Here is an 18,940-nt window from a genome sequence, read left to right on the forward strand (position 1 = left end):
CCAAATATACAAAAACGATTATCTTTGTATCCAAATATTTATTTTAAAGAAGAAAAAAGCATAGATTTCATTATGGAAAAAAAATTAGGAGTAAATGTATTTGGCTTTATAGGAGGCGAGTTTGGTTTAGGTGAAGCTGTAAGACTAATTATAAAAGCATTAAACAAGGCTGAAGTTCCTGTTTCATTAATCAATTATGACATTAAAACTAATCACCGGCATGAAGATGACACATTCAAAGATTATAGTAATGATGCTATACATCCTATAAATCTAGTTTTATTAGGACCTTCTGAAGGAAAAAAAATACTGGCACATTATCCAGAACATTTTTTTAAAAATAAATATAATATTTTTTATCTCAATTGGGAATCAGAATATATTCCGAAGGAATATGTAGATAATTTGAATTTTTATGATGAAATATGGGTTCCAGCTCAGTATTGTAAAGATATTCTGGCTAATTATTGTGATATTCCGGTAAATGTAATTCCCTATCCTATTGAAATTGACGTGGATGATAAAAAAGATGAAGAAGCAGAGAGTTTTTATGATAAAAATTCCTTTAATTTCTTTTTCATGTTTGATTACAATAGTACGCTGGAAAGAAAAAATACTCTTAATTTAATCAATGCATTTGAAAAGGCTTTTGGTAAAAATGATAAAAGTGTATCTCTTACTATTAAAACTTCAAAATCAACAAGGTTCGTAAAAGAAAGAGAACTGCTTGAATCCTATGTAAGTGGATTTCAAAATATAAAAATTGTGGAAAAAATATATGATAAGCAAACTTTGTATAAGATTATCAGAGGTTGTGATGCGTATGTTTCTTTACATCGATCAGAAGGTTTCGGACTTACAATGGCAGAAGCTATGTTTTTTGGTAAACCTGTAATTGCAACAAACTATTCAGGAAATCTTGAGTTTATGAATGATGAAAATAGTTTTTTAGTTGATTTCAAAAAGGCAAAAATAGGCTCGTCAATTATTAATTATGATAGCAATACTGTTTGGTCTGAACCAAATGTAGATCATGCTGCTGAACTTATGAGACTTGTAAAGGAAAATTCTGAGATTATAAAAAATAAAGCATTGAAAGGGCAGGAGACAATTCTTACTGACTTTTCTGTTAAAAAAATAGGAGATCTTGTAGATAACAGAGTACATAATATTATCAAGATTTTTGAGCCTAATCCTATAAAGAATGAACTGATCAATTTATTTATTGATAATGAAAAAATGAAGCACGAATTATATATTCTTAAGAAAAGTAAATTGGTAATGTTTATTTATAATATAAAATTGTACTTTAGAAATAGAAAAAATAAGAAATAATATTAAATTTTTCCTAAAATTTTATAAAATAAGAAAAGAATGAAATTATGAGATTTTAGCTCTCTTGTAATTTCATTTCTTTTCAAATCTATTGCTATTAAAAGATCACTAAATATTTTGTTATTGGTTGAGGTATATACTTCTTTTAATTTTTTTTCTCTTCTTTTAAGACGTTTTAAAAAGGATAATTTTGTTTTTGAAGTTTTAGAATATTCATCACTGTAAAATTTTTCTAAGAGCTTCTTTTTGTCTGCATTGTTTTTTTCAACGAAAACACCTCCTACTTGTTGGTTTTCATGAAATCTGTAACTGAAGAGTTTATCATCCAAAATTTCAAATTGCGCTTTGGATGCAGCTATTAAGGCAATCCATTCATCATGATGAAATCCGGTAATCTCTGGAATTGGTAAAATATTAGGAATAAATTCTCTTTTTATCGACATACTTGCTCCTGTTGCAATATTTGATGTAAATGCAATGGTTTCATAATAGTTCACGGACTCCTTTTTTTCTTTGAAAAATCCTGGAATATCCCAAATCGTATACTTTTCAAGTTTTTTATTTTGATCATCTATGATAAAACCATTTGAACATAAAACAGATATATTAGGATGATTCCTCATAAATTCACAATATGTTTTTACTTTCTCTGAAGCCCAAACATCATCCTGATCACTTAAAAATATTATATCGTTATTGCAGAGGGAAATGGCTTTTTCGAAATTTTTTGCACTTCTAAGGTTTTTTTCGTTAATATAAATTTTAAAAATATCGGGATATTGCTTCTTATAGGTATTTAGGATTTCAACAGTAGAATCAGTAGATCCATCATCACAGACTATTATTTCGTTTACTTTCAGGGTTTGGCTTAAAATTGAATCAATCTGTTGCTTTAGAAATTTTCCACCATTATAAGTACATAAAGCTACTGAAGTTGTCATACATTTAAATTAAAAATAATATTTACCCAATGGTCCAAAGTATATCGGTAATAGATTTCTTCTGGAATTTTTTGGTAAGATGTTTCAAAAAAAGACTTGTCAAGATTGCTGCAGGTTTCGTTTAAAATCAAAATATTATTGGGATTGTAAAAATCATAGTTTTTAATAAACTCATTATCAGTAATAATTTTTTTCTCTAAAGCCATTGCCTCAAATACTCTGAAACTCAACCCATATTGGTTTTCCCGAGTAAGATCCAGTAATGCTTTGGAATTTTTATAATATTCTGGAAGTTTTGAATGGCATATTTTTTTTATGCTGAAAATAATTTGAAGGTTTTCAGGAACTTTAATTAAAATATTTTTAAGTTGGTGTTTCCATCCCTTTTTTCCTATAACGATAATCTGAAACTTTAAATTTAATTCAAACAACCTTTTTGTAAGTAGTTTAATAAAAGTAACTCTTTTATTGTCATATGATGTGATATAAAAAAGATCCATCTTAGGCTGCTGTTTCTCGCATGGAATGTGAGGCAAATAAATATAATTTGTTAATTTTTCGAAATTATATTTTTTTACGTCCTCAATGTCAAATGAGAAAATTTTATCAAAAAGTTCCAGTTTTTTTCTATCCACAGGAAACCTGTCAAGACTATCATAAAGATAAGTAATAAGACGATCAGAATATTTGCGTATTTGTTGTAATGTTGATATATCAAAAGTATCCGGATTTAGCACCAAAATTTGATCTTGATATCCTAAATTTTCAAGGGAATCTAAAACAAATTTTTGTCTTTTTTCTGTTTTCAGATTTTTATTAAGGAAAATTTTGCTAATCGCATTCGTCGCTCTTTCACTAAAATTAGAATGTGTGACATCTCCTATTTTAATGTGGTGAGCATTGATCCCTTGCGCACATAATGATTCTACAATATGCTGGTCATACCCCCAAAAATCGAAACTGATTACACAAATTTTCATCCAACTAATTTTGCTCTTTTTTTAATGATTTATAGGTTTCAAAAACGCTTAATGATTGGAGATAAGAAAGTTGATATCCTTCTTTTCCGTCAAGAATACCTAAACGCAAAATGTATGCCTTAAAAAATTTCAAAACTGTTTTTATATACTGATGTAATATACTGAATTTTTTTCCTTTCGCAGCCAATTCCTGCCCTTTTAAGACTCCATAATGAATCATTTTCTTCCTATAAGACTCATAATCTGTAACGGAATAATGAAGTAATTTATTTTTTAAGATACCAATTTTCCCCTTTACTTCCAAAGTTTCATGTACTTTTTTACCTGTAATATATCTCGCTTTAGATTTTTTGAAAAGTCTGAAATTTTTATCAGACTGAGTTCCGGAAAAATTAATTGGTTTATTGGCAAAAAAGAATTTTCTATAAAAATAATAGGCATCTTTTTGCTTAGATTTACTAAGCTCATTAATAATTTCTTTCCTCAATTCGGGAGTGATTCTTTCATCTCCGTCTAAAAATAGCACCCAATCATTTTTGGCATTGTCTAAAGCCACATTTCTTTGTTTTGTAAAATCCTCGAATTTGTTCTGAACTATTTTTACATTTGGAAAGCTTGCTGCAATTTCCAGTGTTTTATCAGTGCTAAAAGAATCTATAACGACTATTTCATCGCAAAAATCGAAACATTCAAGCACCTCCCGAATGTTTTTTTCTTCATTAAATGTGATAATCAAACCACTTATATCCATCATAAACTTATTTGTATCGGAAGTATTTTCTTCTAGAAAAGTTTTAATCTACCAAAGATAAGTTTTAATTTGAAGATAATTAACGAATTTTTGCCTTTTATATCTATTCTGCAAAGCTCGTAAGGTTTTTTTGTAGGGAAAAAATTTATTTTATTTCCGATTCTTACAGCATATTTTAAATCCAAATTCTTCAGAATGTTAAAAACATTACTCTTTTCGGGGTTGTTCTTAGAATATTTTCCATAAGGATATGCCAAAATTTTTGAGTAGGTAATGTTTTCGTTATCAAGAATCTGCATATTATTTCTTAGGTCATCCTCTATGTGATTTGTGGAAATATCTCTGAAATTTTCGTGAGCATGGCTGTGAAGAGCTATCTCAAAATATTTTTTATTTAAATTTCTAATGTCTTCAAAAGTCATTAATTCATAGTCTTTATAACCTTCTTGAATAAATTTTGTAGGAATAAATATTGTTGCCTTTAAACTATATTTTTCCAGTAACGGCGGTAAATAATCAAAATTGTTTTTATATCCATCGTCAAAAGTAAGGATAATACTTTTCTTTGAAGGAGTATCTATTTCGGAAAAAAATTTAGAAGAATAATTGTTTTCTTTTAAATATTTGAATTGCTGTTCAAGATTTTTTAGACTTATTGTAAGATCTTCTTGAGTTTCTTTTTCCACACGATGATACATCAAAATAATGAGTCTATTTTTAGGAAGAAGAAAAAGATAAAGTCTGAAATAGACAATAATAAAAACAATTAATAAAAATATACAGAGATATAGAATCATGTTACTTTAATGTGCTTTTTTTCAAGTTCTTTCAATCTTACCTTTTCACGCAGTTTTATATATTTTAAAAAAGTGTAATAAGACATGGTTTGCGCAATATAAAATCCGGCAAAACCGTCTAAGAAACCAAATCTAAAGAAAAACACTTTATTAAACTCATAAAACGGGCTAAAAATAATTTTGAAACGCTTCACTCTTTTTCCTTTCTCAAACATTTTTTCAGCCATCATATCAGAATATTTATTAATTTTCGATACATGATGATGGATACTTTTGTAAGTATAATGATGAATTTTACCGTTTAAACATCCCTGCTTTTTATTAACAATTAAAAATTCGTGCACCTTATCATCAGAATATATTGCAGCATCTCTTTTGAAGAGTCTTTCTCTTTCAACATTTCCCCAACCTCCATGTTTTATGATATAAATCCCAAGATGATTGATGAATTTTGCATTATAAATGTCGAATTTCGAACAAGGTGAATCTACAATTTCACGAATTGATTTTTTCATTTCCTCATTCGGAACTTCATCTGCATCCAAAAAAAGAACCCAATCCTGAGTGCATAAGTTAAGGGCATGATTTTTTTGTTCACCATACCCATTGAATTTTTTCTCAAAGAATTTTACTTTGGGATACATTTGTGTGCATATTTCTTTAGTCTTGTCTGTTGAAAAACTATCAACAATTACGATTTCATCCACGATATCTATTACTGTATCCAAAAGTCTTACAATGTTTTCTTCCTCATTGTAAGTAATAATTGCAAGTGAAAGCGGCATTTATTTTTTGAATTCTAAAATAGTTTTTTCAATAATTTTCACACAATCCAGCAACTGTTCTTCAGTAATCACCAAAGGCGGAGCCAGTCTGATAATATTTCCGTGAGTTGGTTTTGCCAGTAATCCTTTTTCTTTTAATTTTAAACAAAGATTCCATGCAGTAGAGCTTTCAGGAGTATCATTAATTAAAATTGCATTTAATAAACCTTTTCCTCTTACTTTTGTAATTAAATCACTTTTCTCAATTACCTTTTCAATTTCCGATCTGAATAATTTTCCTAATTCTTCCGCTCTTTCAGATAATTTTTCTTCCTCAACTACATCTAAAGCAGCAACTGCAACAGCACAGGCAATCGGATTTCCACCGAAAGTTGAGCCGTGTTGACCTGGCTTAATTACATTCATGATTTCATTGTTCGCCAAAACAGCTGAAACAGGATACATTCCGCCGGAAAGAGCTTTTCCTAAAATTAAAATATCCGGTTGAACATCTTCGTGGTGACAGGCAATTAATTTTCCTGTTCTTGCAATTCCCGTCTGAACTTCATCTGCAATAAAAAGAACATTGTGTTTTTTACAAAGCTCAGAAGCATTTTTTAAGAAATTTTCATCCGGAACATACACTCCAGCTTCACCTTGAATTGGTTCAACAAGGAATGCCGCAATATTTTGAGCATCTTGAGCCAAAACTTCTTCTAAAGCTTGAATGTCGTTGTAAGGAATTTTAATAAATCCGGGAGTAAAAGGACCATAATTTTGGTTCGCATCAGGATCATTAGAAAAAGAAACGATCGTTGTTGTTCTTCCGTGAAAATTGTTTTCACAAACAATTATTTTTGCAGCGTTTTCAGAAATTCCTTTTACTTCATAGCTCCATTTTCTTGCTAATTTTACGGCAGTTTCCACAGCTTCAGCTCCGGAATTCATCGGTAAAACTTTATCAAAGCCGAAAAGAGTAGTGATTTTTTGCTCATATTCTCCCAATTTTGAATTGTAAAAAGCTCTTGATGTTAAGGCTAATTTTTGAGCCTGTTCAACCAATGCTCCTACAATTTTCGGGTGAGAATGTCCTTGGTTTACAGCAGAATATGCTGAAAGAAAATCATAATATCTATTGCCTTCAACATCCCAGACAAAAACACCTTCTCCTTTGTCTAAAACAACCGGAAGAGGGTGGTAATTATGAGCACCGTATTTGTCCTCAAGCTCAATGAAATATTGTGAATTTTTTACTGTTTCTACTGTAGACATAAATTTTAGGTTTTCACAAATTTAAACATTATAAATGATACAGATAAACAGAAACCTGATACTGAATTAAGGCTTGATTTAAGTGCATTTTGATCTTAAAAATGAATGCTTTAGAAAATATTGCTCAGATTAGTAGAGTGTTGCAGGTATTATATCTTTAATTAAAGTGATTATCAATCATACCAATAATCTTTACTAACCTGAAAACCTGCTTTTTGAAAAGCTTCTTGTAATTCAATACCCAAATCGTCATTTTGTTTTTCATTAGAAAGATAGAGGAAAAATAGACTTCCTTTTATTGTTTCTTCTCGTAGATCACCGTCAGAACTTAGATATTCTGTAGTAACAGCATCTTTTTCTGTTTCAAGAATAATCTGAATATCTTTTCCGACTTTTAAAATCTTTGCAAGAGAAACTTTTTGCTTTATTGTTTGATAACCAGTAAAATATGGGCTTGTTTTCTTTATCTGAAACGATAGATTTTTATGAGTGTCAATACTAAATCCTTCAACAATTCGAATAGTATCACCATTGAAATTGGATGATTTGAATTGATTTTTTACTTCTTTTTTAAGTTCTCTATTAAGTATTTTTAAAATTTCTTTTTCCTGAGAAAAAGCGATATTCCAAATTCCAGAAAGGAAGATAAATAATAAAATCTGTTTTAATTTATTTTGCATCAATTGGTTTGAGTTTTATTTTATTAAAGTTAATCGAGTTAAAAATATCTCACAATACCACAAATGAGCTATTTTCATAAATAAAAAACCGTCCCAACAATGAGACGGTTTAAAATTTTATTTAGAATAATCTTAGTGATTTTCGTATTTTCTATCCATTACAAAATCTTCCATGAATTTTGTAGTATAGTTTCCTGCAAGATAATCTTCATTATCCATTAGTTGTCTGTGGAAAGGAATTGTAGTTTTTACTCCTTCAATATAGAATTCTTCCAACGCTCTTCTCATTTTTGCAATAGCTTCTTCACGAGTTTGAGCCGTCGTGATCAGTTTTGCAATCATTGAGTCATAGTTAGAAGGAATTGTATATCCGGAATAAACGTGAGTATCAACTCTTACACCGTGTCCACCAGGAATATTTAATCCTGTGATTTTCCCCGGAGAAGGTCTGAAATCTGCGTAAGGATCTTCCGCGTTGATTCTACATTCGATTGAATGTAATTTCGGGTAATAATTAATTCCTGAAATTGGAGTTCCTGCAGCTAAAAGAATTTGTTCTCTGATCAAGTCATAATCAATAACCTGTTCAGTAATTGGATGCTCTACCTGAATTCTCGTATTCATTTCCATGAAATAGAAATTTCTGTGTTTGTCAACAAGGAATTCAATAGTTCCTACACCTTCATAACCGATAAATTCTGCTGCTTTTACTGCTGCTTCACCCATTCTCTCACGAAGTTCGTCAGTCATGAATGGAGAAGGAGTTTCTTCAGTTAATTTTTGGTTTCTTCTTTGTACAGAACAGTCTCTTTCAGAAAGGTGACAAGCTTTACCAAATTGATCACCTGCAACCTGAATCTCGATATGTCTTGGCTCTTCGATCAGTTTTTCCATGTACATACCTCCGTTTCCGAATGCAGCAACAGCTTCCTGAATTGCAGATTCCCAGTGTTCTTTAAGGTCTTCAGCTTTCCAAACAGCTCTCATCCCTTTTCCACCACCACCTGCAGTGGCTTTGATCATTACAGGATAGCCTGTTTCTTCTGCTGTTTTTACTGCGTGCTCATAAGATTCAATTAATCCTTCAGAACCAGGTACACAAGGTACGTTTGCAGCTTTCATGGTAGCTTTAGCATTTGCTTTGTCTCCCATTCTCTCAATCTGTTCAGGAGAAGCACCGATAAATTTAATACCGTTCTTCTGGCAAATTCTTGAGAAATTAGCATTTTCAGATAAGAATCCATAACCTGGGTGAATTGCGTCTGCATTTGTAATTTCCGCAGCAGCAATAATGTTAGGGATTTTTAGGTATGAGTCTTTACTCATCGCAGGACCAATACAAACAGCCTCGTCAGCAAATCTTACATGAAGACTGTCTTTGTCGGCAGTAGAGTATACTGCAACAGTTTTGATTCCCATTTCTTTACAAGTACGTAAAATACGCATTGCAATTTCGCCACGATTGGCAATTAATATTTTTTTGAACATCTTCTTAAATTTGAAAATTAGATAATTTGAAAATTAGATTAATGTTATTTGAATGTAGAATTTTAGTCTAACATCTAATGTCTAACATCTAACTTCTAATTAAGATGGATCTACTAAGAATAAAGGTTGGTCGTATTCAACTGGAGTAGCATCGTCAACTAAAATTTTAACGATTTTTCCGCTTACTTCAGAATCAATTTGGTTGAATAATTTCATTGCTTCAATTACACAAACTACTTTTCCAACAGAAACTTCGTCACCTACATTTACGAATACGTCTTTATCAGGAGATGGTTTTCTGTAGAAAGTACCGATCATTGGAGATTTGATGGTAATATATTTGCTGTCATCAGATACAGCTTCAGCTTTTTCAGCAGGAGCCGCCGCCGGAGTTGCCGCTTGTGCAGGAGCCGCCATTTGTTGTGGAGCAGTGTGATAAACTGCAGGTTGAGCATATACTGCGTCGCTTCCAGCTAATGGAGTTTTAATAGTGATTTCGAAATCTTTAGTTTTGTATTTCACTTCAGAAACTTCAGCTTTAGATACAAACTTGATAAGATTTTGTATGTCTTTAATGTCCATAAATTTGATATTTGATTTTGGTTCAAAGATACCAAAAAAAGACAAAAAACAACAAAAAACCGCCAAATTTTATAAAAATCGGGCGGTTTTTGTATTAAAACGAGTGTTTTTCAGTGAAAATCGACTCTTAGTTTTCTTCAGTAGTTGCTACTTCTTTTTCTAATACTACTTTTCCTCTGTAGTATAATTTTCCTTCATGCCAGTGAGCTCTGTGGTATAGGTGAAGCTCTCCTGTTGTTGCATCTTTTGCTAATTGAGGAACTACAGCTTTGTAGTGAGTTCTTCTCTTATCTCTTCTTGTAGACGACTGTCTTCTCTTTGGATGTGCCATTTTGTAATAACTTTTTTAATTGATGAGCGATGAGATTCATCATCCCATCATTAAACTATTTAATTTTTATTCTTTAAATTTTTTAATGCGTCCCATCTCGGGTCGCTTTCTTGTTCTTTTTCTTTCTCAATTTCTTTTGGGCTGAACTTTTCCAGGATTGCCAGATCTTCTTCGCTTACGTTCGGTGATATTTTTTTCATTGGTATTGAAAGTGCCACGTTTTCGTAAATCAATTGTGCAATATTAAAAGCATGGTCGCTGGTTGGGATGGTGATTACATCTTCTTCACTGTCATCGTACTCTTCTCCAAACTTCACCAAGACCTTGATTTGGTTCTCAATGGGATGATCAAAACTGTCGTTTGTGATATCACAAACCAATTCTACCGTTCCGTTTACTTTAATCTCAAATTCTAAAAAAGTAGTGTGTTTATCTAATAAAACATCTACTGTGATTTTAGGATTTGTAAATTCCTGTTCAGTGTCAAATAATTGAAAGAACTCTTTATCTATCTCAAACCTGAACACATGTTTCCCGGTTTTCAGTCCGGAAAAGCTTACATCATAGTTTCTTAACTTGTCCATAAAATGAGTGTGCAAAAATATGCAATTTTTTTATAATAACAAATAAAATTCCCAACAAATTAATTTAAAATCTCTATTAAAGATTTATGCATCAGTTTCATCTGGCAGATCTTCGTCAATTCCGTTATCCATCGCCATTTTTCTTGGCTGCATGCGATTGTTCATCAGATCATTATATTCACTTCTGTTTTTAAAAATCTTAATCGCGGTGAATATTGCTTCTGTAAAACTCTGCTCATCGGCAATGTTTTTTCCTGCAATATCATACGCAACTCCATGATCCGGAGAAGTTCTGATGAATGGAAGTCCGGCTGTATAATTTACCCCTTCTTCATAAGCTAACGTTTTAAAAGGAGCAAGTCCCTGATCGTGATACATTGCTAAAACAGCATCAAAACTTTTGTATTTGCTCGGCTGGAAAAAACTGTCGGCAGGGAAAGGTCCGAAAGCCAAAATTCCGTTATCTGAAAGTTCTTTGATTGCCGGAGAAATGATCTCAATTTCTTCATTACCGATGACGCCACCGTCTCCAGAATGTGGATTTAATCCTAAAACTGCTATTTTCGGTCTTGAAATATTAAAATCTTCAATTAAAGTTTGGTTTAAAACTCGGATCTGTTTTTTTATTTTCTCTTTAGAAATATTTTCAGCAACCTGAGAAATTGGAATATGGTGTGTTAAAACAGCAACTTTAAGATCTTCAGTTACCAAAAACATCAAGCCTTTTTTATTGAATTTCTCTTCAAAATATCCTGTGTGACCTGCATGTTTGAAGCCCATTTTCACCATTTCATCTTTGTTGATCGGTGCGGTTACCAAAACATCAATTTCTCCTTTTATTAAAGCTTCAGTTGCAGCTTCTAAAGAATCAATCGCCATTTTTGTGGATTCTTCCGTCGGAGTTCCCAATTCTACCATAGAATTTTCCTTCACAAGATTTACCATATTAAGTTTTCCTGCCTGTGCCTGTGAAGCTTCATTAATATAATTGAAGTTGATATTAAGCTTAAAAATATTTTTCTGATAGGTAAATAATTTTCCCGAACCAAAAATTACAGGCGTGAAAAAATCCGTAATGGTTTTGTCTGCAAGGGATTTCATGATGATTTCGGGACCGATGCCGTTGAAATCTCCAATTGAAATTCCTACTCGTACTTTATGGTTTTTTGGGCTCATTTTGATTATCTTTGAACATTATAATTTACAAATTTAGCAAAAAATAATATGTTCACAGGAATTATTGAAGCGGTTGGAGTAATTGAGAAGATTGAAGAAAATGGAAGTAACATTGATTTTACTCTTACCTGCCCTTTTACAACTGAATTGAAAATAGATCAAAGTCTTGCACATAACGGTTGTTGTCTTACTGTTGTTAAAATTGATGGACATCAATATGTGGTAACAGCAATCAATGAAACATTAGAAAAAACAAATCTCGGACAATGGGAAGTAGGTTCTGTTGTAAATCTTGAACGTTGCATGAAAATGGACGGAAGATTAGACGGACACATTGTACAAGGTCACGTTGATAAGACAGGAGAGGTTGTAAGCATTGAAAATAAGGACGGAAGTTATTTTATTACCATGAAATATGAAGATAACGGAAGTTTTGTAACAGTACCGCAAGGCTCTATTACGGTAAACGGAATAAGTTTAACGGTGGCAAAAAGCGAAGACGCTCAGTTTTCAGTGGCAATTATTCCGTATACTTGGGAATTTACAAATATGAAACATTTAAAAGCCGGAGATAAAGTTAATTTAGAATTTGACATAATTGGTAAGTATATTGCTAAGTTAATTAAAAGATAGCATGTCAATAAGTATGTACAAAGGATATAGCTTAAGGAATCGGGTATTTTTCGGTTTCTTATTGGTGTGTCTTTTAAGTGTTGTTGCTTCTTCGCTGGTTCCTTACTTTGTTTTAAAGCAAAATTATGAGAAACAAAGTGAGATTGATATGCAGACTAAAACAGGAGCCGTAATGGGCTATCTGGATTATGCATTGAGCAGTACACGCGTAAAAACTGATGACCTGAAAAAGGTTTTAGAAAGTAAAATTTTTGAGATTGCCGATATCAATCATCATGATATTTATTTGTACGATCTGAAAGGAAATTACCTTTTGTCTAATAGGGAAGAGAATCTTGTAGAGCAAAAAAAAGTACCTATTAATATTGTAAACAAGATTTTAGCAACCAAAGCGAGAGTTGATATCAAAGGTTATGATCCAACAAAAGATGCAGTGCTTACTTCTTCTTATTTATTATTAAAAAATAATGATCTGGAGCCGATTGCAATTGTATATATTCCGCTTTATTACGATGAAACGGCTTATTTTGAGGTTTTAAATACCTATGCGAAATATATCATTTTAGTTGATATTCTTTTAATTTTATTTAGTATTTGGTTTAGTTGGGTGATGTCTAACAGTTTAGCAAAAACCATTACCAAGTTTTCTGATATGATCACACGTATCACATTGTTTGAGAATGAGATGCGACCAATCCGATATTATAAAAATGATGAGCTGAATGCTTTGGCAAGAGCTTATAATAGGATGATTCTCCAGATTCAGGATCAGAAGGAAAGACTCCGTTTTAAAGCATCTGAAGAAGCTTGGAGGGAAATGGCAAAACAGGTTGCTCATGAGGTGAAAAATCCTTTGACACCCATGAAATTAACCATTCAAAACTTTGAAAGAAAATTCGATCCGGATGATCCAAACATAAGAGAAAGAGTGAAACAGATGAGCAAGACAATGGTTGATCAGATCGATTTGATTGCAACAGTTGCTTCGGCTTTCTCGGAATTTGCCAAACTTCCCGAAAAAAATAATGAAGTCATTAATCTGAATACAGAAGTGGAAGATATTCTTCGTGTTTTCAATGATGACAGTATTTTTATGCATTCCAATAAAGGTAATATTATGATTAATATGGATAGAATTTATCTGTCCAGAATTATTACAAATCTTGTCACGAACGCAAGACAGGCAGAAAGTGATGAAAGAAAAATGATGATCAATGTAGATGTGGAACAGCATCAGAGAAGGGTTATCATCTCGATTCAGGATAATGGAATTGGAATTGATGAAAATATGTACGAAAGAATTTTTGAACCGAATTTTACTTCAAAAAATAGCGGAATGGGACTTGGTTTATCAATGGTAAGAAAAATGGTAGAAGATTATAAAGGAGAAATTACTGTAAAGTCCGAACTTGGAAAAGGTTCTACATTTACAATCACTTTGCCAACGAATTTATAGTGAAACCTTTTATATTTAAGCAATTTGAAATTCAACAATCTAAAGATGTTTTCCGTGTGGGAACGGATGGTGTTTTGTTGGGTGCTTTGGTTGACGTAAATAATGCCTCTAAAGTTTTGGAAGTAGGGACAGGAACGGGCTTAATTTCATTAATGTTGGCTCAAAGAAACTCCAAAGCCGAGTTTTTAGGAATTGATATTAATGAAGAAGCTGTGAATCTTACCAAAATTAATTTTGAGAATTCTCCTTTTCAATTAAGACTAAAAAATAGTCATCAGGATTTTAAGACTTTTAAAACGGATGATAAATTTGATTTAATTGTCTCAAACCCACCATATTTCGAATCTTCAGAATCCGATAAAGATAAAATTGCAAGACAAACGGTTGAATTAAATTTTAAGCAATTAATTTCAAAATCTTCAATATTGCTTTCTGAAAATGGAATTTTTTCAGTCATAATTCCTGTTGAAGTAGGTGAGAGCTTTATTGAGATTGCGAAAGAAAATCAATTGTTTTTAAGTCGAAAGATCAATATTAAAGGAATTGAAAACTCAAAGATAAAAAGATTAGTTCTTGAATTTTCTCTAGTTGAAAAAAATCTTGAAGAATCAGAATTTATCATAGAAAAAAGTCCGAGAAAATACTCGGACCAATATCTTGAACTCACCAAAGAGTTTCATATCTTTAAAAAAGATGTTAGAAATTAGATTTTAGAAGTTAGTAATTTCTTAATCTTAATTTCTTATTCAAATAATTCAGCAGTATCTAAAACAGAAACTTTTCCGTCTTCACATCTGATTGCTTCTCCCGGGAAATTTTGAATCATATGATAATCATGAGTTGCCATTACAACAGCGGCTCCGTTTTCAAGGGCAACCTGCTTCAATAATGTCATAATTTCGTTAGAAGTTTCAGGGTCAAGATTTCCTGTAGGCTCATCCGCTAAGATCAAATCCGGATGATTCAAAAGAGCTCTTGCAATTGCAATACGCTGTTGTTCACCTCCTGAAAGTTCATGCGGCATTTTATGCTTTTTACTCTTCATGTTTACGCTTCCAAGAACTTCATTGATGCGGTCTTCCATTTTTACCTTGTCGTTCCAGCCTGTTGCTTGTAAAACGAAAATTAAGTTTTTCTCAACCGTTCTGTCAGAAAGCAATTGGAAATCCTGAAAAACTATTCCTAATTTTCTTCTCAAATTCGGAACGTCTGAAGCTCTCATTTTTTCCAGGTCAAAACCTACAACTGCTCCATGTCCTGCTGCTAAAGGAATGTGTCCGTACAAAGTCTTTAAAAGTGAACTTTTTCCGGAACCTGTTTTTCCGATAAGATAGCAGAATCTTCCTTTTTTAATGTTCAGATTCACATCAGAAAGAACCGTAAAGTTTTTTTGTGCAATCTTTGCGTGCTGCAAACTTATGATATTATCTCCGGCGATATTTGTATGTGGCATAATTCAGATTTAAAGTGCTGTTTCTAAAATATTTTTTCAGATTTTAAAAATAGGAAAAAGAAGAATAAAGAACCTAAATTTTAGGAAATTTTAACAACAAAAAATGCCTGAAAATAAACTTTTCAAGCATGATTCGTATATGATAATAAAGAATTATCTCTTAGCGCGTGCAGCACTTACAGTTAAACTCTTTCTGCCTTTAGCTCTTCTCGCAGCCAAAACTCTTCTTCCATTTGGCGTAGACATTCTTTCTCTGAAACCGTGTTTGTTTCTTCTTTTTCTTTCTGATGGCTGGAATGTTCTTTTACTCATTACTATATGTTTAAATCGTAATTATCTATTAATTTTCAGGTTGCAAAGATATGGAATTTTTTAAAAGTTGCAAACTTTACCACTCTTTTTTTGATTTTTTTAATCTCTTTTTTTATCAATTATTGATAAAGTCCGATTACAACACGAATTTCTCTATAATTAAAAATAATAGGATTGATTTATTTAAAAGCTTTATCTTTGAAAACTCAAAATTAAAGAAAAAATAAACATAATGATGTTTACACCAGCAGAACTTTTAGAAATCAATACGTTACTTACTCCAGAAAACAAAATCGTAATTCTTACACATTACAATCCGGACGGTGATGCGATTGGTTCCAGTCTTGGTCTGAAACATTATTTAAAAGCTAAAGGAATTTTTGCTGAAGTTATCGTTCCAAACGATTTTCCGAAGTTTCTAAAATGGATGCCTGAAGCAAAAAGAGCACTGATTGCCGAATATAAAAGAAAAGTTGCTTTTGATCTGATAAGTGAAGCAGATGTTATTTTCTGTCTTGATTTTAATTCTCCTTCAAGAATCGGTTTGCTTGGAGATTGGCTGACAAATGCAAAAGGAAAAAAAATCCTTATTGATCACCATCAGCAGCCGGAAAATTTCGATTATGTATATTCTGATACAATTATTCCTGCGACCTGTCAGATGATTTATCATTTTATCGAAGCGATGAATGATGAAAATTTGGTGAACACAGATATTGCAGAATGTCTTTACACAGGAATTATGACCGATACGGGAGGTTTCCGTTTCCGTTCTACAAGCGCAACGACGCATAGAATTGTTGCTAATTTAATTGAAAAAGGAGCAGATCCCGCAATGATCACTTCAAATACTTGGGATACAAATACAGTTTCACGTCTTCATTTATTGGCTTTGATTTTAGGAAGAATCGAAGTGGTAAAAGACGGAAAAGTTGCAGTATTATATCTTACGAGAGAAGAATTAAAAGAATATGGCTTCCAGAAAGGAGATACAGAAGGTTTTGTAAATTACGGACTGAGTATTCTAGGCGTAAAAATGGCAGCATTTTTCATGGAAGATCTGTATGAAGATTTCATTAAAATTTCTTTCAGAAGTAAAGATGATGTGGATGTTAATCAATTCTCAAGAAAATATTTCAGTGGAGGAGGTCATATCAATGCAGCGGGTGGAAAATCTAATGAATCTTTGCAGAATACAATTGAAACTTTTAAAGGTAGAATAGAAGGGGAGGAAAATTTGTAATTTAGCTTAAAATAACTGCATTTCTCAGTTATAAAAAAAATTAGGAAAATCGCGAATAACCTTTTTCTTCAAGCTCTTTACAAGTATATTCATACACTTCCTGAAACATAATATCAAGAAATTTTTTATTGAATAAACTGAACTTTGTCATTTTCGGCGGATCCAAAAATATATCGCAGGTTTTTGCTTTAGAGTAAACCGATTTAGCGATTGCCAAATGTAAGATCCTGTCAAATTCTTTCATTAAACTCATCTTTTCCAGACTGTCATAACTGATGGAATTAACGTGAGAGGCGATTAAAAAATCACATTTATCAACAATAGGTTCGATCGGCAAATTATCTAAAACTCCGCCGTCGACGTAAATTTTTTCGCCAATTCTTACAGGTGGTAAAATAAACGGAACACTTGAAGAAGCCAATAATGGAGCAAAAAGTTCACCTTCCGAAAAGAAATCCACGATTCCATGAGTCATTTCTGTAGCTGCAACGTAAACCGGAATTTTAAGAATTTTAAAATCATCTTCGGGAAAATGATCCGTAAATAATTTCATAATAAATTTTGAACTGAAAATCCCGTTCTTGGAAAGTTTTAAAAATGATCTCGAAAAAAAAGTGGTTTGCCTTACAATTTCCATCATTTCATCCGGTGATTTTCCGAAAGAATAAAATGCTCCAACGATAGATCCTGCGCTGGTTCCTGAGATAATATCGGGTTTCAGATTATATTCTTCCAAAGCTTTTAAAACTGCAATATGGGCAATTCCACGCATTCCTCCGCCAGACAAAGTCAAGCCGATTACAGGTTTCTTTTTTTTGAAAGACAGAAAATCCAGCATATCAGAAAACTAAATGTTTCGGTAGATTATGAAGAAGTTCTGTATTGATGATTTCTGCACAAATACTGGGTTTTTCCCAATGTCCGTTGTGTCCGCAATCGAGAATGTAGGATTTTATATTGGTTTTGTCCGGAAGATTTTTAATCAGCAATTCTGTTTTTACAGCATTGTCGTGTTTTCCTGCGATGACTAAAATCTTGGCATCCAGGTTTTCTAGAACGTGCTTTTTATCGGTTCTTTCGACCATTCCTTTTACTGATGCTAAAGCTCCGAGATTATTTGTAGAAAGGGCAATTTCTAAAGCTGTTTCAATTTTTCCTTCGAGAATATCTCTTTCGTTGGGATTGAATAAGTTTGGAACTCCAATTCTTGCGTAATGAGGAAAGGCATCTTTTATAATTCTGTAGCTTTTTATGCGCTGTTCTTTTTTCTCGGCATCATCCGGAAAGTAAGTGGAAAAAAATAATGTTAAACTTTTCAGATATTCCGGATATTTTTCGGCAAAACCTAAAGAAATATAGCCTCCCATTGAATGTCCCAACAAATGAATTTTCGTTAAATTTTGATCATCCAATACTTTTTTCACTTCTTCCGCAACAAGTTCCATCGTCTGGACTTCTGCAATAATTTCTGATTGTCCATGACCGGGAAGATCGATTTTTAGCAATGAAAAATTTTCAGAAAGATGAGGTTCCATGTCGTTCCAAATGTGAAGATTCTCCATGAAACCGTGAAGTAAAACCAAAGTTTCTTTTCCGTTTCCTTTTCTCTCAAAGTTTAACATAATTTCAACAATTAAAAGTGAATATCAATATACTCAACAAATCCCGAACCATTCACCATATCCTGAAGTCTGTATGTTTTTCCGCCGTCTTTAGACATAAAGGTTTTTGTGCCTTTTCTTACATATAGTTTTCCATTTTCGCTTTCAGATACACTTTCGGAAATGCCTCCTGTGAAATTCATGTGTTTGTCGGATATCACTGCCATAAATCCGTCGATATGCACGTAGTCGTTTCCAGATTTGATATCTCCGGTTACATTGTAATGATCAGCTTCTCCATCAATTTTTTTGAAATCAACAGATCCTGAAGTTTTTATTGAATTGTGTGTGAATTTGTGAGTTCCGCTAAAATCTTTGAAATGATTTTTAGATTTGATGCTGTCATTTATTTTCGTTGTTACAGCATTGATAGAATCAATGATTTTTGTACTGTCAACTTGTTTTGAAGTAGAAGTTGCATCTTTTTTAGAACATGAAATAATTGCGACTGAAAGAGCAATTGTGGCTAAAAAGTTTTTCATTATATAAAATTATACCCAA

Annotated in this window: 22 protein-coding genes; 5 read left to right on the forward strand and 17 right to left on the reverse strand. The window is 32.2% G+C overall.

What is annotated here, in order from left to right; all coding sequences use genetic code 11:
- The first annotated feature begins 72 nt into the window (after positions 1-72).
- Positions 73-1,335 (forward strand): glycosyltransferase family 4 protein, encoded by a 1,263-nt coding sequence (locus ABD940_RS19420; protein ID WP_345207619.1) that lies wholly within the window; start codon positions 73-75, stop codon positions 1,333-1,335.
- Positions 1,336-1,337: 2 nt separating this feature from the next.
- Here ABD940_RS19420 and ABD940_RS19425 read toward each other — a convergent pair whose 3' ends face one another.
- The 12 genes from ABD940_RS19425 to pdxA all read right to left on the reverse strand — a co-directional run bounded on the left by ABD940_RS19425 (position 1,338) and on the right by pdxA (position 11,681).
- Positions 1,338-2,276 (reverse strand): glycosyltransferase family 2 protein, encoded by a 939-nt coding sequence (locus ABD940_RS19425; protein WP_345207621.1) that lies wholly within the window; start codon positions 2,274-2,276, stop codon positions 1,338-1,340.
- Positions 2,273-3,256, reverse strand: coding sequence for a WaaS/CpsH family glycosyltransferase (locus ABD940_RS19430; RefSeq protein ID WP_345207623.1), 984 nt, complete (start codon positions 3,254-3,256; stop codon positions 2,273-2,275). The genes ABD940_RS19425 and ABD940_RS19430 overlap by 4 nt, the downstream gene beginning before the upstream one ends.
- A gap of 4 nt (positions 3,257-3,260) precedes the next feature.
- Positions 3,261-4,010 carry a glycosyltransferase family 2 protein gene (locus ABD940_RS19435; protein ID WP_345207625.1) on the reverse strand — a complete coding sequence of 250 codons (750 nt, stop codon included), beginning with the start codon at positions 4,008-4,010 and terminating at the stop codon, positions 3,261-3,263.
- Positions 4,011-4,039: 29 nt separating this feature from the next.
- Positions 4,040-4,705, reverse strand: a complete 666-nt coding sequence (locus ABD940_RS19440; RefSeq protein WP_345207890.1) for a polysaccharide deacetylase family protein — start codon at positions 4,703-4,705, stop codon at positions 4,040-4,042.
- A 95-nt stretch (positions 4,706-4,800) separates the two neighbouring features.
- Positions 4,801-5,589 carry a glycosyltransferase family 2 protein gene (locus ABD940_RS19445; protein WP_345207627.1) on the reverse strand — a complete coding sequence of 263 codons (789 nt, stop codon included), beginning with the start codon at positions 5,587-5,589 and terminating at the stop codon, positions 4,801-4,803.
- Positions 5,590-6,840 carry an ornithine--oxo-acid transaminase gene (rocD, locus tag ABD940_RS19450; protein ID WP_345207629.1) on the reverse strand — a complete coding sequence of 417 codons (1,251 nt, stop codon included), beginning with the start codon at positions 6,838-6,840 and terminating at the stop codon, positions 5,590-5,592.
- 173 nt (positions 6,841-7,013) lie between these two features.
- The gene (locus ABD940_RS19455) at positions 7,014-7,520 is read right to left on the reverse strand and encodes a hypothetical protein (RefSeq protein ID WP_345207631.1); all 507 of its coding nucleotides are present in this window, start codon (positions 7,518-7,520) and stop codon (positions 7,014-7,016) included.
- Between the two features lie 132 nt (positions 7,521-7,652).
- On the reverse strand, positions 7,653-9,008 hold the full coding sequence (gene accC / locus ABD940_RS19460; RefSeq protein WP_345207633.1) for an acetyl-CoA carboxylase biotin carboxylase subunit: 1,356 nt from the start codon (positions 9,006-9,008) through the stop codon (positions 7,653-7,655).
- Positions 9,009-9,107: 99 nt separating this feature from the next.
- The gene (accB, locus tag ABD940_RS19465; protein WP_345207636.1) at positions 9,108-9,590 is read right to left on the reverse strand and encodes an acetyl-CoA carboxylase biotin carboxyl carrier protein; all 483 of its coding nucleotides are present in this window, start codon (positions 9,588-9,590) and stop codon (positions 9,108-9,110) included.
- A gap of 127 nt (positions 9,591-9,717) precedes the next feature.
- Entirely contained in the window at positions 9,718-9,921 is a 204-nt protein-coding gene (rpmF, locus tag ABD940_RS19470; protein ID WP_007843326.1) for a 50S ribosomal protein L32, read from the reverse strand.
- Positions 9,922-9,980: 59 nt separating this feature from the next.
- Complete coding sequence (locus ABD940_RS19475) at positions 9,981-10,505, reverse strand: YceD family protein (RefSeq protein ID WP_345207638.1); 525 nt, start codon at positions 10,503-10,505, stop codon at positions 9,981-9,983.
- A gap of 84 nt (positions 10,506-10,589) precedes the next feature.
- On the reverse strand, positions 10,590-11,681 hold the full coding sequence (gene pdxA / locus ABD940_RS19480; protein WP_345207640.1) for a 4-hydroxythreonine-4-phosphate dehydrogenase PdxA: 1,092 nt from the start codon (positions 11,679-11,681) through the stop codon (positions 10,590-10,592).
- Positions 11,682-11,729: 48 nt separating this feature from the next.
- Between pdxA and ABD940_RS19485 the strand changes: the two genes are divergently transcribed.
- Genes ABD940_RS19485 through ABD940_RS19495 form a run of 3 tightly spaced genes read left to right on the forward strand, consistent with a single transcriptional unit; the run spans position 11,730 to position 14,477 of the window.
- A complete protein-coding gene (locus ABD940_RS19485; protein ID WP_345207642.1) occupies positions 11,730-12,314 on the forward strand; it encodes a riboflavin synthase in 585 nt (194 codons plus the stop codon).
- A gap of 1 nt (position 12,315) precedes the next feature.
- Positions 12,316-13,770, forward strand: coding sequence for a sensor histidine kinase (locus ABD940_RS19490; RefSeq protein ID WP_345207644.1), 1,455 nt, complete (start codon positions 12,316-12,318; stop codon positions 13,768-13,770).
- Positions 13,770-14,477: a tRNA1(Val) (adenine(37)-N6)-methyltransferase gene (locus tag ABD940_RS19495; RefSeq protein ID WP_345207646.1), complete on the forward strand. Its 708-nt coding sequence runs from the start codon at positions 13,770-13,772 to the stop codon at positions 14,475-14,477. Before ABD940_RS19490 ends, ABD940_RS19495 begins: the two co-directional genes overlap by 1 nt.
- Positions 14,478-14,512: 35 nt before the next feature.
- Here ABD940_RS19495 and ABD940_RS19500 read toward each other — a convergent pair whose 3' ends face one another.
- Positions 14,513-15,223, reverse strand: coding sequence for a cell division ATP-binding protein FtsE (locus ABD940_RS19500; RefSeq protein WP_345207648.1), 711 nt, complete (start codon positions 15,221-15,223; stop codon positions 14,513-14,515).
- 153 nt (positions 15,224-15,376) lie between these two features.
- On the reverse strand, positions 15,377-15,535 hold the full coding sequence (rpmH, locus tag ABD940_RS19505) for a 50S ribosomal protein L34 (protein ID WP_039365072.1): 159 nt from the start codon (positions 15,533-15,535) through the stop codon (positions 15,377-15,379).
- A gap of 235 nt (positions 15,536-15,770) precedes the next feature.
- On the opposite strand from rpmH, the gene ABD940_RS19510 reads away from it, so the two are divergent.
- Entirely contained in the window at positions 15,771-16,778 is a 1,008-nt protein-coding gene (locus ABD940_RS19510; RefSeq protein ID WP_345207892.1) for a DHH family phosphoesterase, read from the forward strand.
- 40 nt (positions 16,779-16,818) lie between these two features.
- Here ABD940_RS19510 and ABD940_RS19515 read toward each other — a convergent pair whose 3' ends face one another.
- Genes ABD940_RS19515 through ABD940_RS19525 form a run of 3 tightly spaced genes read right to left on the reverse strand, consistent with a single transcriptional unit; the run spans position 16,819 to position 18,921 of the window.
- Entirely contained in the window at positions 16,819-17,616 is a 798-nt protein-coding gene (locus tag ABD940_RS19515) for a patatin-like phospholipase family protein (protein ID WP_345207651.1), read from the reverse strand.
- A gap of 1 nt (position 17,617) precedes the next feature.
- Positions 17,618-18,400, reverse strand: coding sequence for an alpha/beta fold hydrolase (locus ABD940_RS19520; protein ID WP_345207654.1), 783 nt, complete (start codon positions 18,398-18,400; stop codon positions 17,618-17,620).
- 11 nt (positions 18,401-18,411) lie between these two features.
- Positions 18,412-18,921, reverse strand: coding sequence for a hypothetical protein (locus ABD940_RS19525; protein WP_345207655.1), 510 nt, complete (start codon positions 18,919-18,921; stop codon positions 18,412-18,414).
- Between the last annotated feature and the right edge of the window lie 19 nt (positions 18,922-18,940).

It is taken from the genome of Chryseobacterium ginsengisoli, from assembly GCF_039542325.1.
GTDB classification, from domain to species: Bacteria; Bacteroidota; Bacteroidia; order Flavobacteriales; family Weeksellaceae; genus Chryseobacterium; species Chryseobacterium ginsengisoli.

Coding starts and splice junctions, on each gene's coding strand:
- ABD940_RS19420 (WP_345207619.1), top strand. CDS start 73: ATGGAAAAAAAATTAGGAGTAAATGTATTTGGCTTTATAGGAGGCGAG.
- ABD940_RS19425 (WP_345207621.1), bottom strand. CDS start 2,276: ATGACAACTTCAGTAGCTTTATGTACTTATAATGGTGGAAAATTTCTA.
- ABD940_RS19430 (WP_345207623.1), bottom strand. CDS start 3,256: ATGAAAATTTGTGTAATCAGTTTCGATTTTTGGGGGTATGACCAGCAT.
- ABD940_RS19435 (WP_345207625.1), bottom strand. CDS start 4,010: ATGATGGATATAAGTGGTTTGATTATCACATTTAATGAAGAAAAAAAC.
- ABD940_RS19440 (WP_345207890.1), bottom strand. CDS start 4,705: ATGTATCATCGTGTGGAAAAAGAAACTCAAGAAGATCTTACAATAAGT.
- ABD940_RS19445 (WP_345207627.1), bottom strand. CDS start 5,589: ATGCCGCTTTCACTTGCAATTATTACTTACAATGAGGAAGAAAACATT.
- rocD (WP_345207629.1), bottom strand. CDS start 6,840: ATGTCTACAGTAGAAACAGTAAAAAATTCACAATATTTCATTGAGCTT.
- ABD940_RS19455 (WP_345207631.1), bottom strand. CDS start 7,520: ATGCAAAATAAATTAAAACAGATTTTATTATTTATCTTCCTTTCTGGA.
- accC (WP_345207633.1), bottom strand. CDS start 9,008: ATGTTCAAAAAAATATTAATTGCCAATCGTGGCGAAATTGCAATGCGT.
- accB (WP_345207636.1), bottom strand. CDS start 9,590: ATGGACATTAAAGACATACAAAATCTTATCAAGTTTGTATCTAAAGCT.
- rpmF (WP_007843326.1), bottom strand. CDS start 9,921: ATGGCACATCCAAAGAGAAGACAGTCGTCTACAAGAAGAGATAAGAGA.
- ABD940_RS19475 (WP_345207638.1), bottom strand. CDS start 10,505: ATGGACAAGTTAAGAAACTATGATGTAAGCTTTTCCGGACTGAAAACC.
- pdxA (WP_345207640.1), bottom strand. CDS start 11,681: ATGAGCCCAAAAAACCATAAAGTACGAGTAGGAATTTCAATTGGAGAT.
- ABD940_RS19485 (WP_345207642.1), top strand. CDS start 11,730: ATGTTCACAGGAATTATTGAAGCGGTTGGAGTAATTGAGAAGATTGAA.
- ABD940_RS19490 (WP_345207644.1), top strand. CDS start 12,316: ATGTCAATAAGTATGTACAAAGGATATAGCTTAAGGAATCGGGTATTT.
- ABD940_RS19500 (WP_345207648.1), bottom strand. CDS start 15,223: ATGCCACATACAAATATCGCCGGAGATAATATCATAAGTTTGCAGCAC.
- rpmH (WP_039365072.1), bottom strand. CDS start 15,535: ATGAGTAAAAGAACATTCCAGCCATCAGAAAGAAAAAGAAGAAACAAA.
- ABD940_RS19510 (WP_345207892.1), top strand. CDS start 15,771: ATGTTTACACCAGCAGAACTTTTAGAAATCAATACGTTACTTACTCCA.
- ABD940_RS19515 (WP_345207651.1), bottom strand. CDS start 17,616: ATGCTGGATTTTCTGTCTTTCAAAAAAAAGAAACCTGTAATCGGCTTG.
- ABD940_RS19520 (WP_345207654.1), bottom strand. CDS start 18,400: ATGTTAAACTTTGAGAGAAAAGGAAACGGAAAAGAAACTTTGGTTTTA.
- ABD940_RS19525 (WP_345207655.1), bottom strand. CDS start 18,921: ATGAAAAACTTTTTAGCCACAATTGCTCTTTCAGTCGCAATTATTTCA.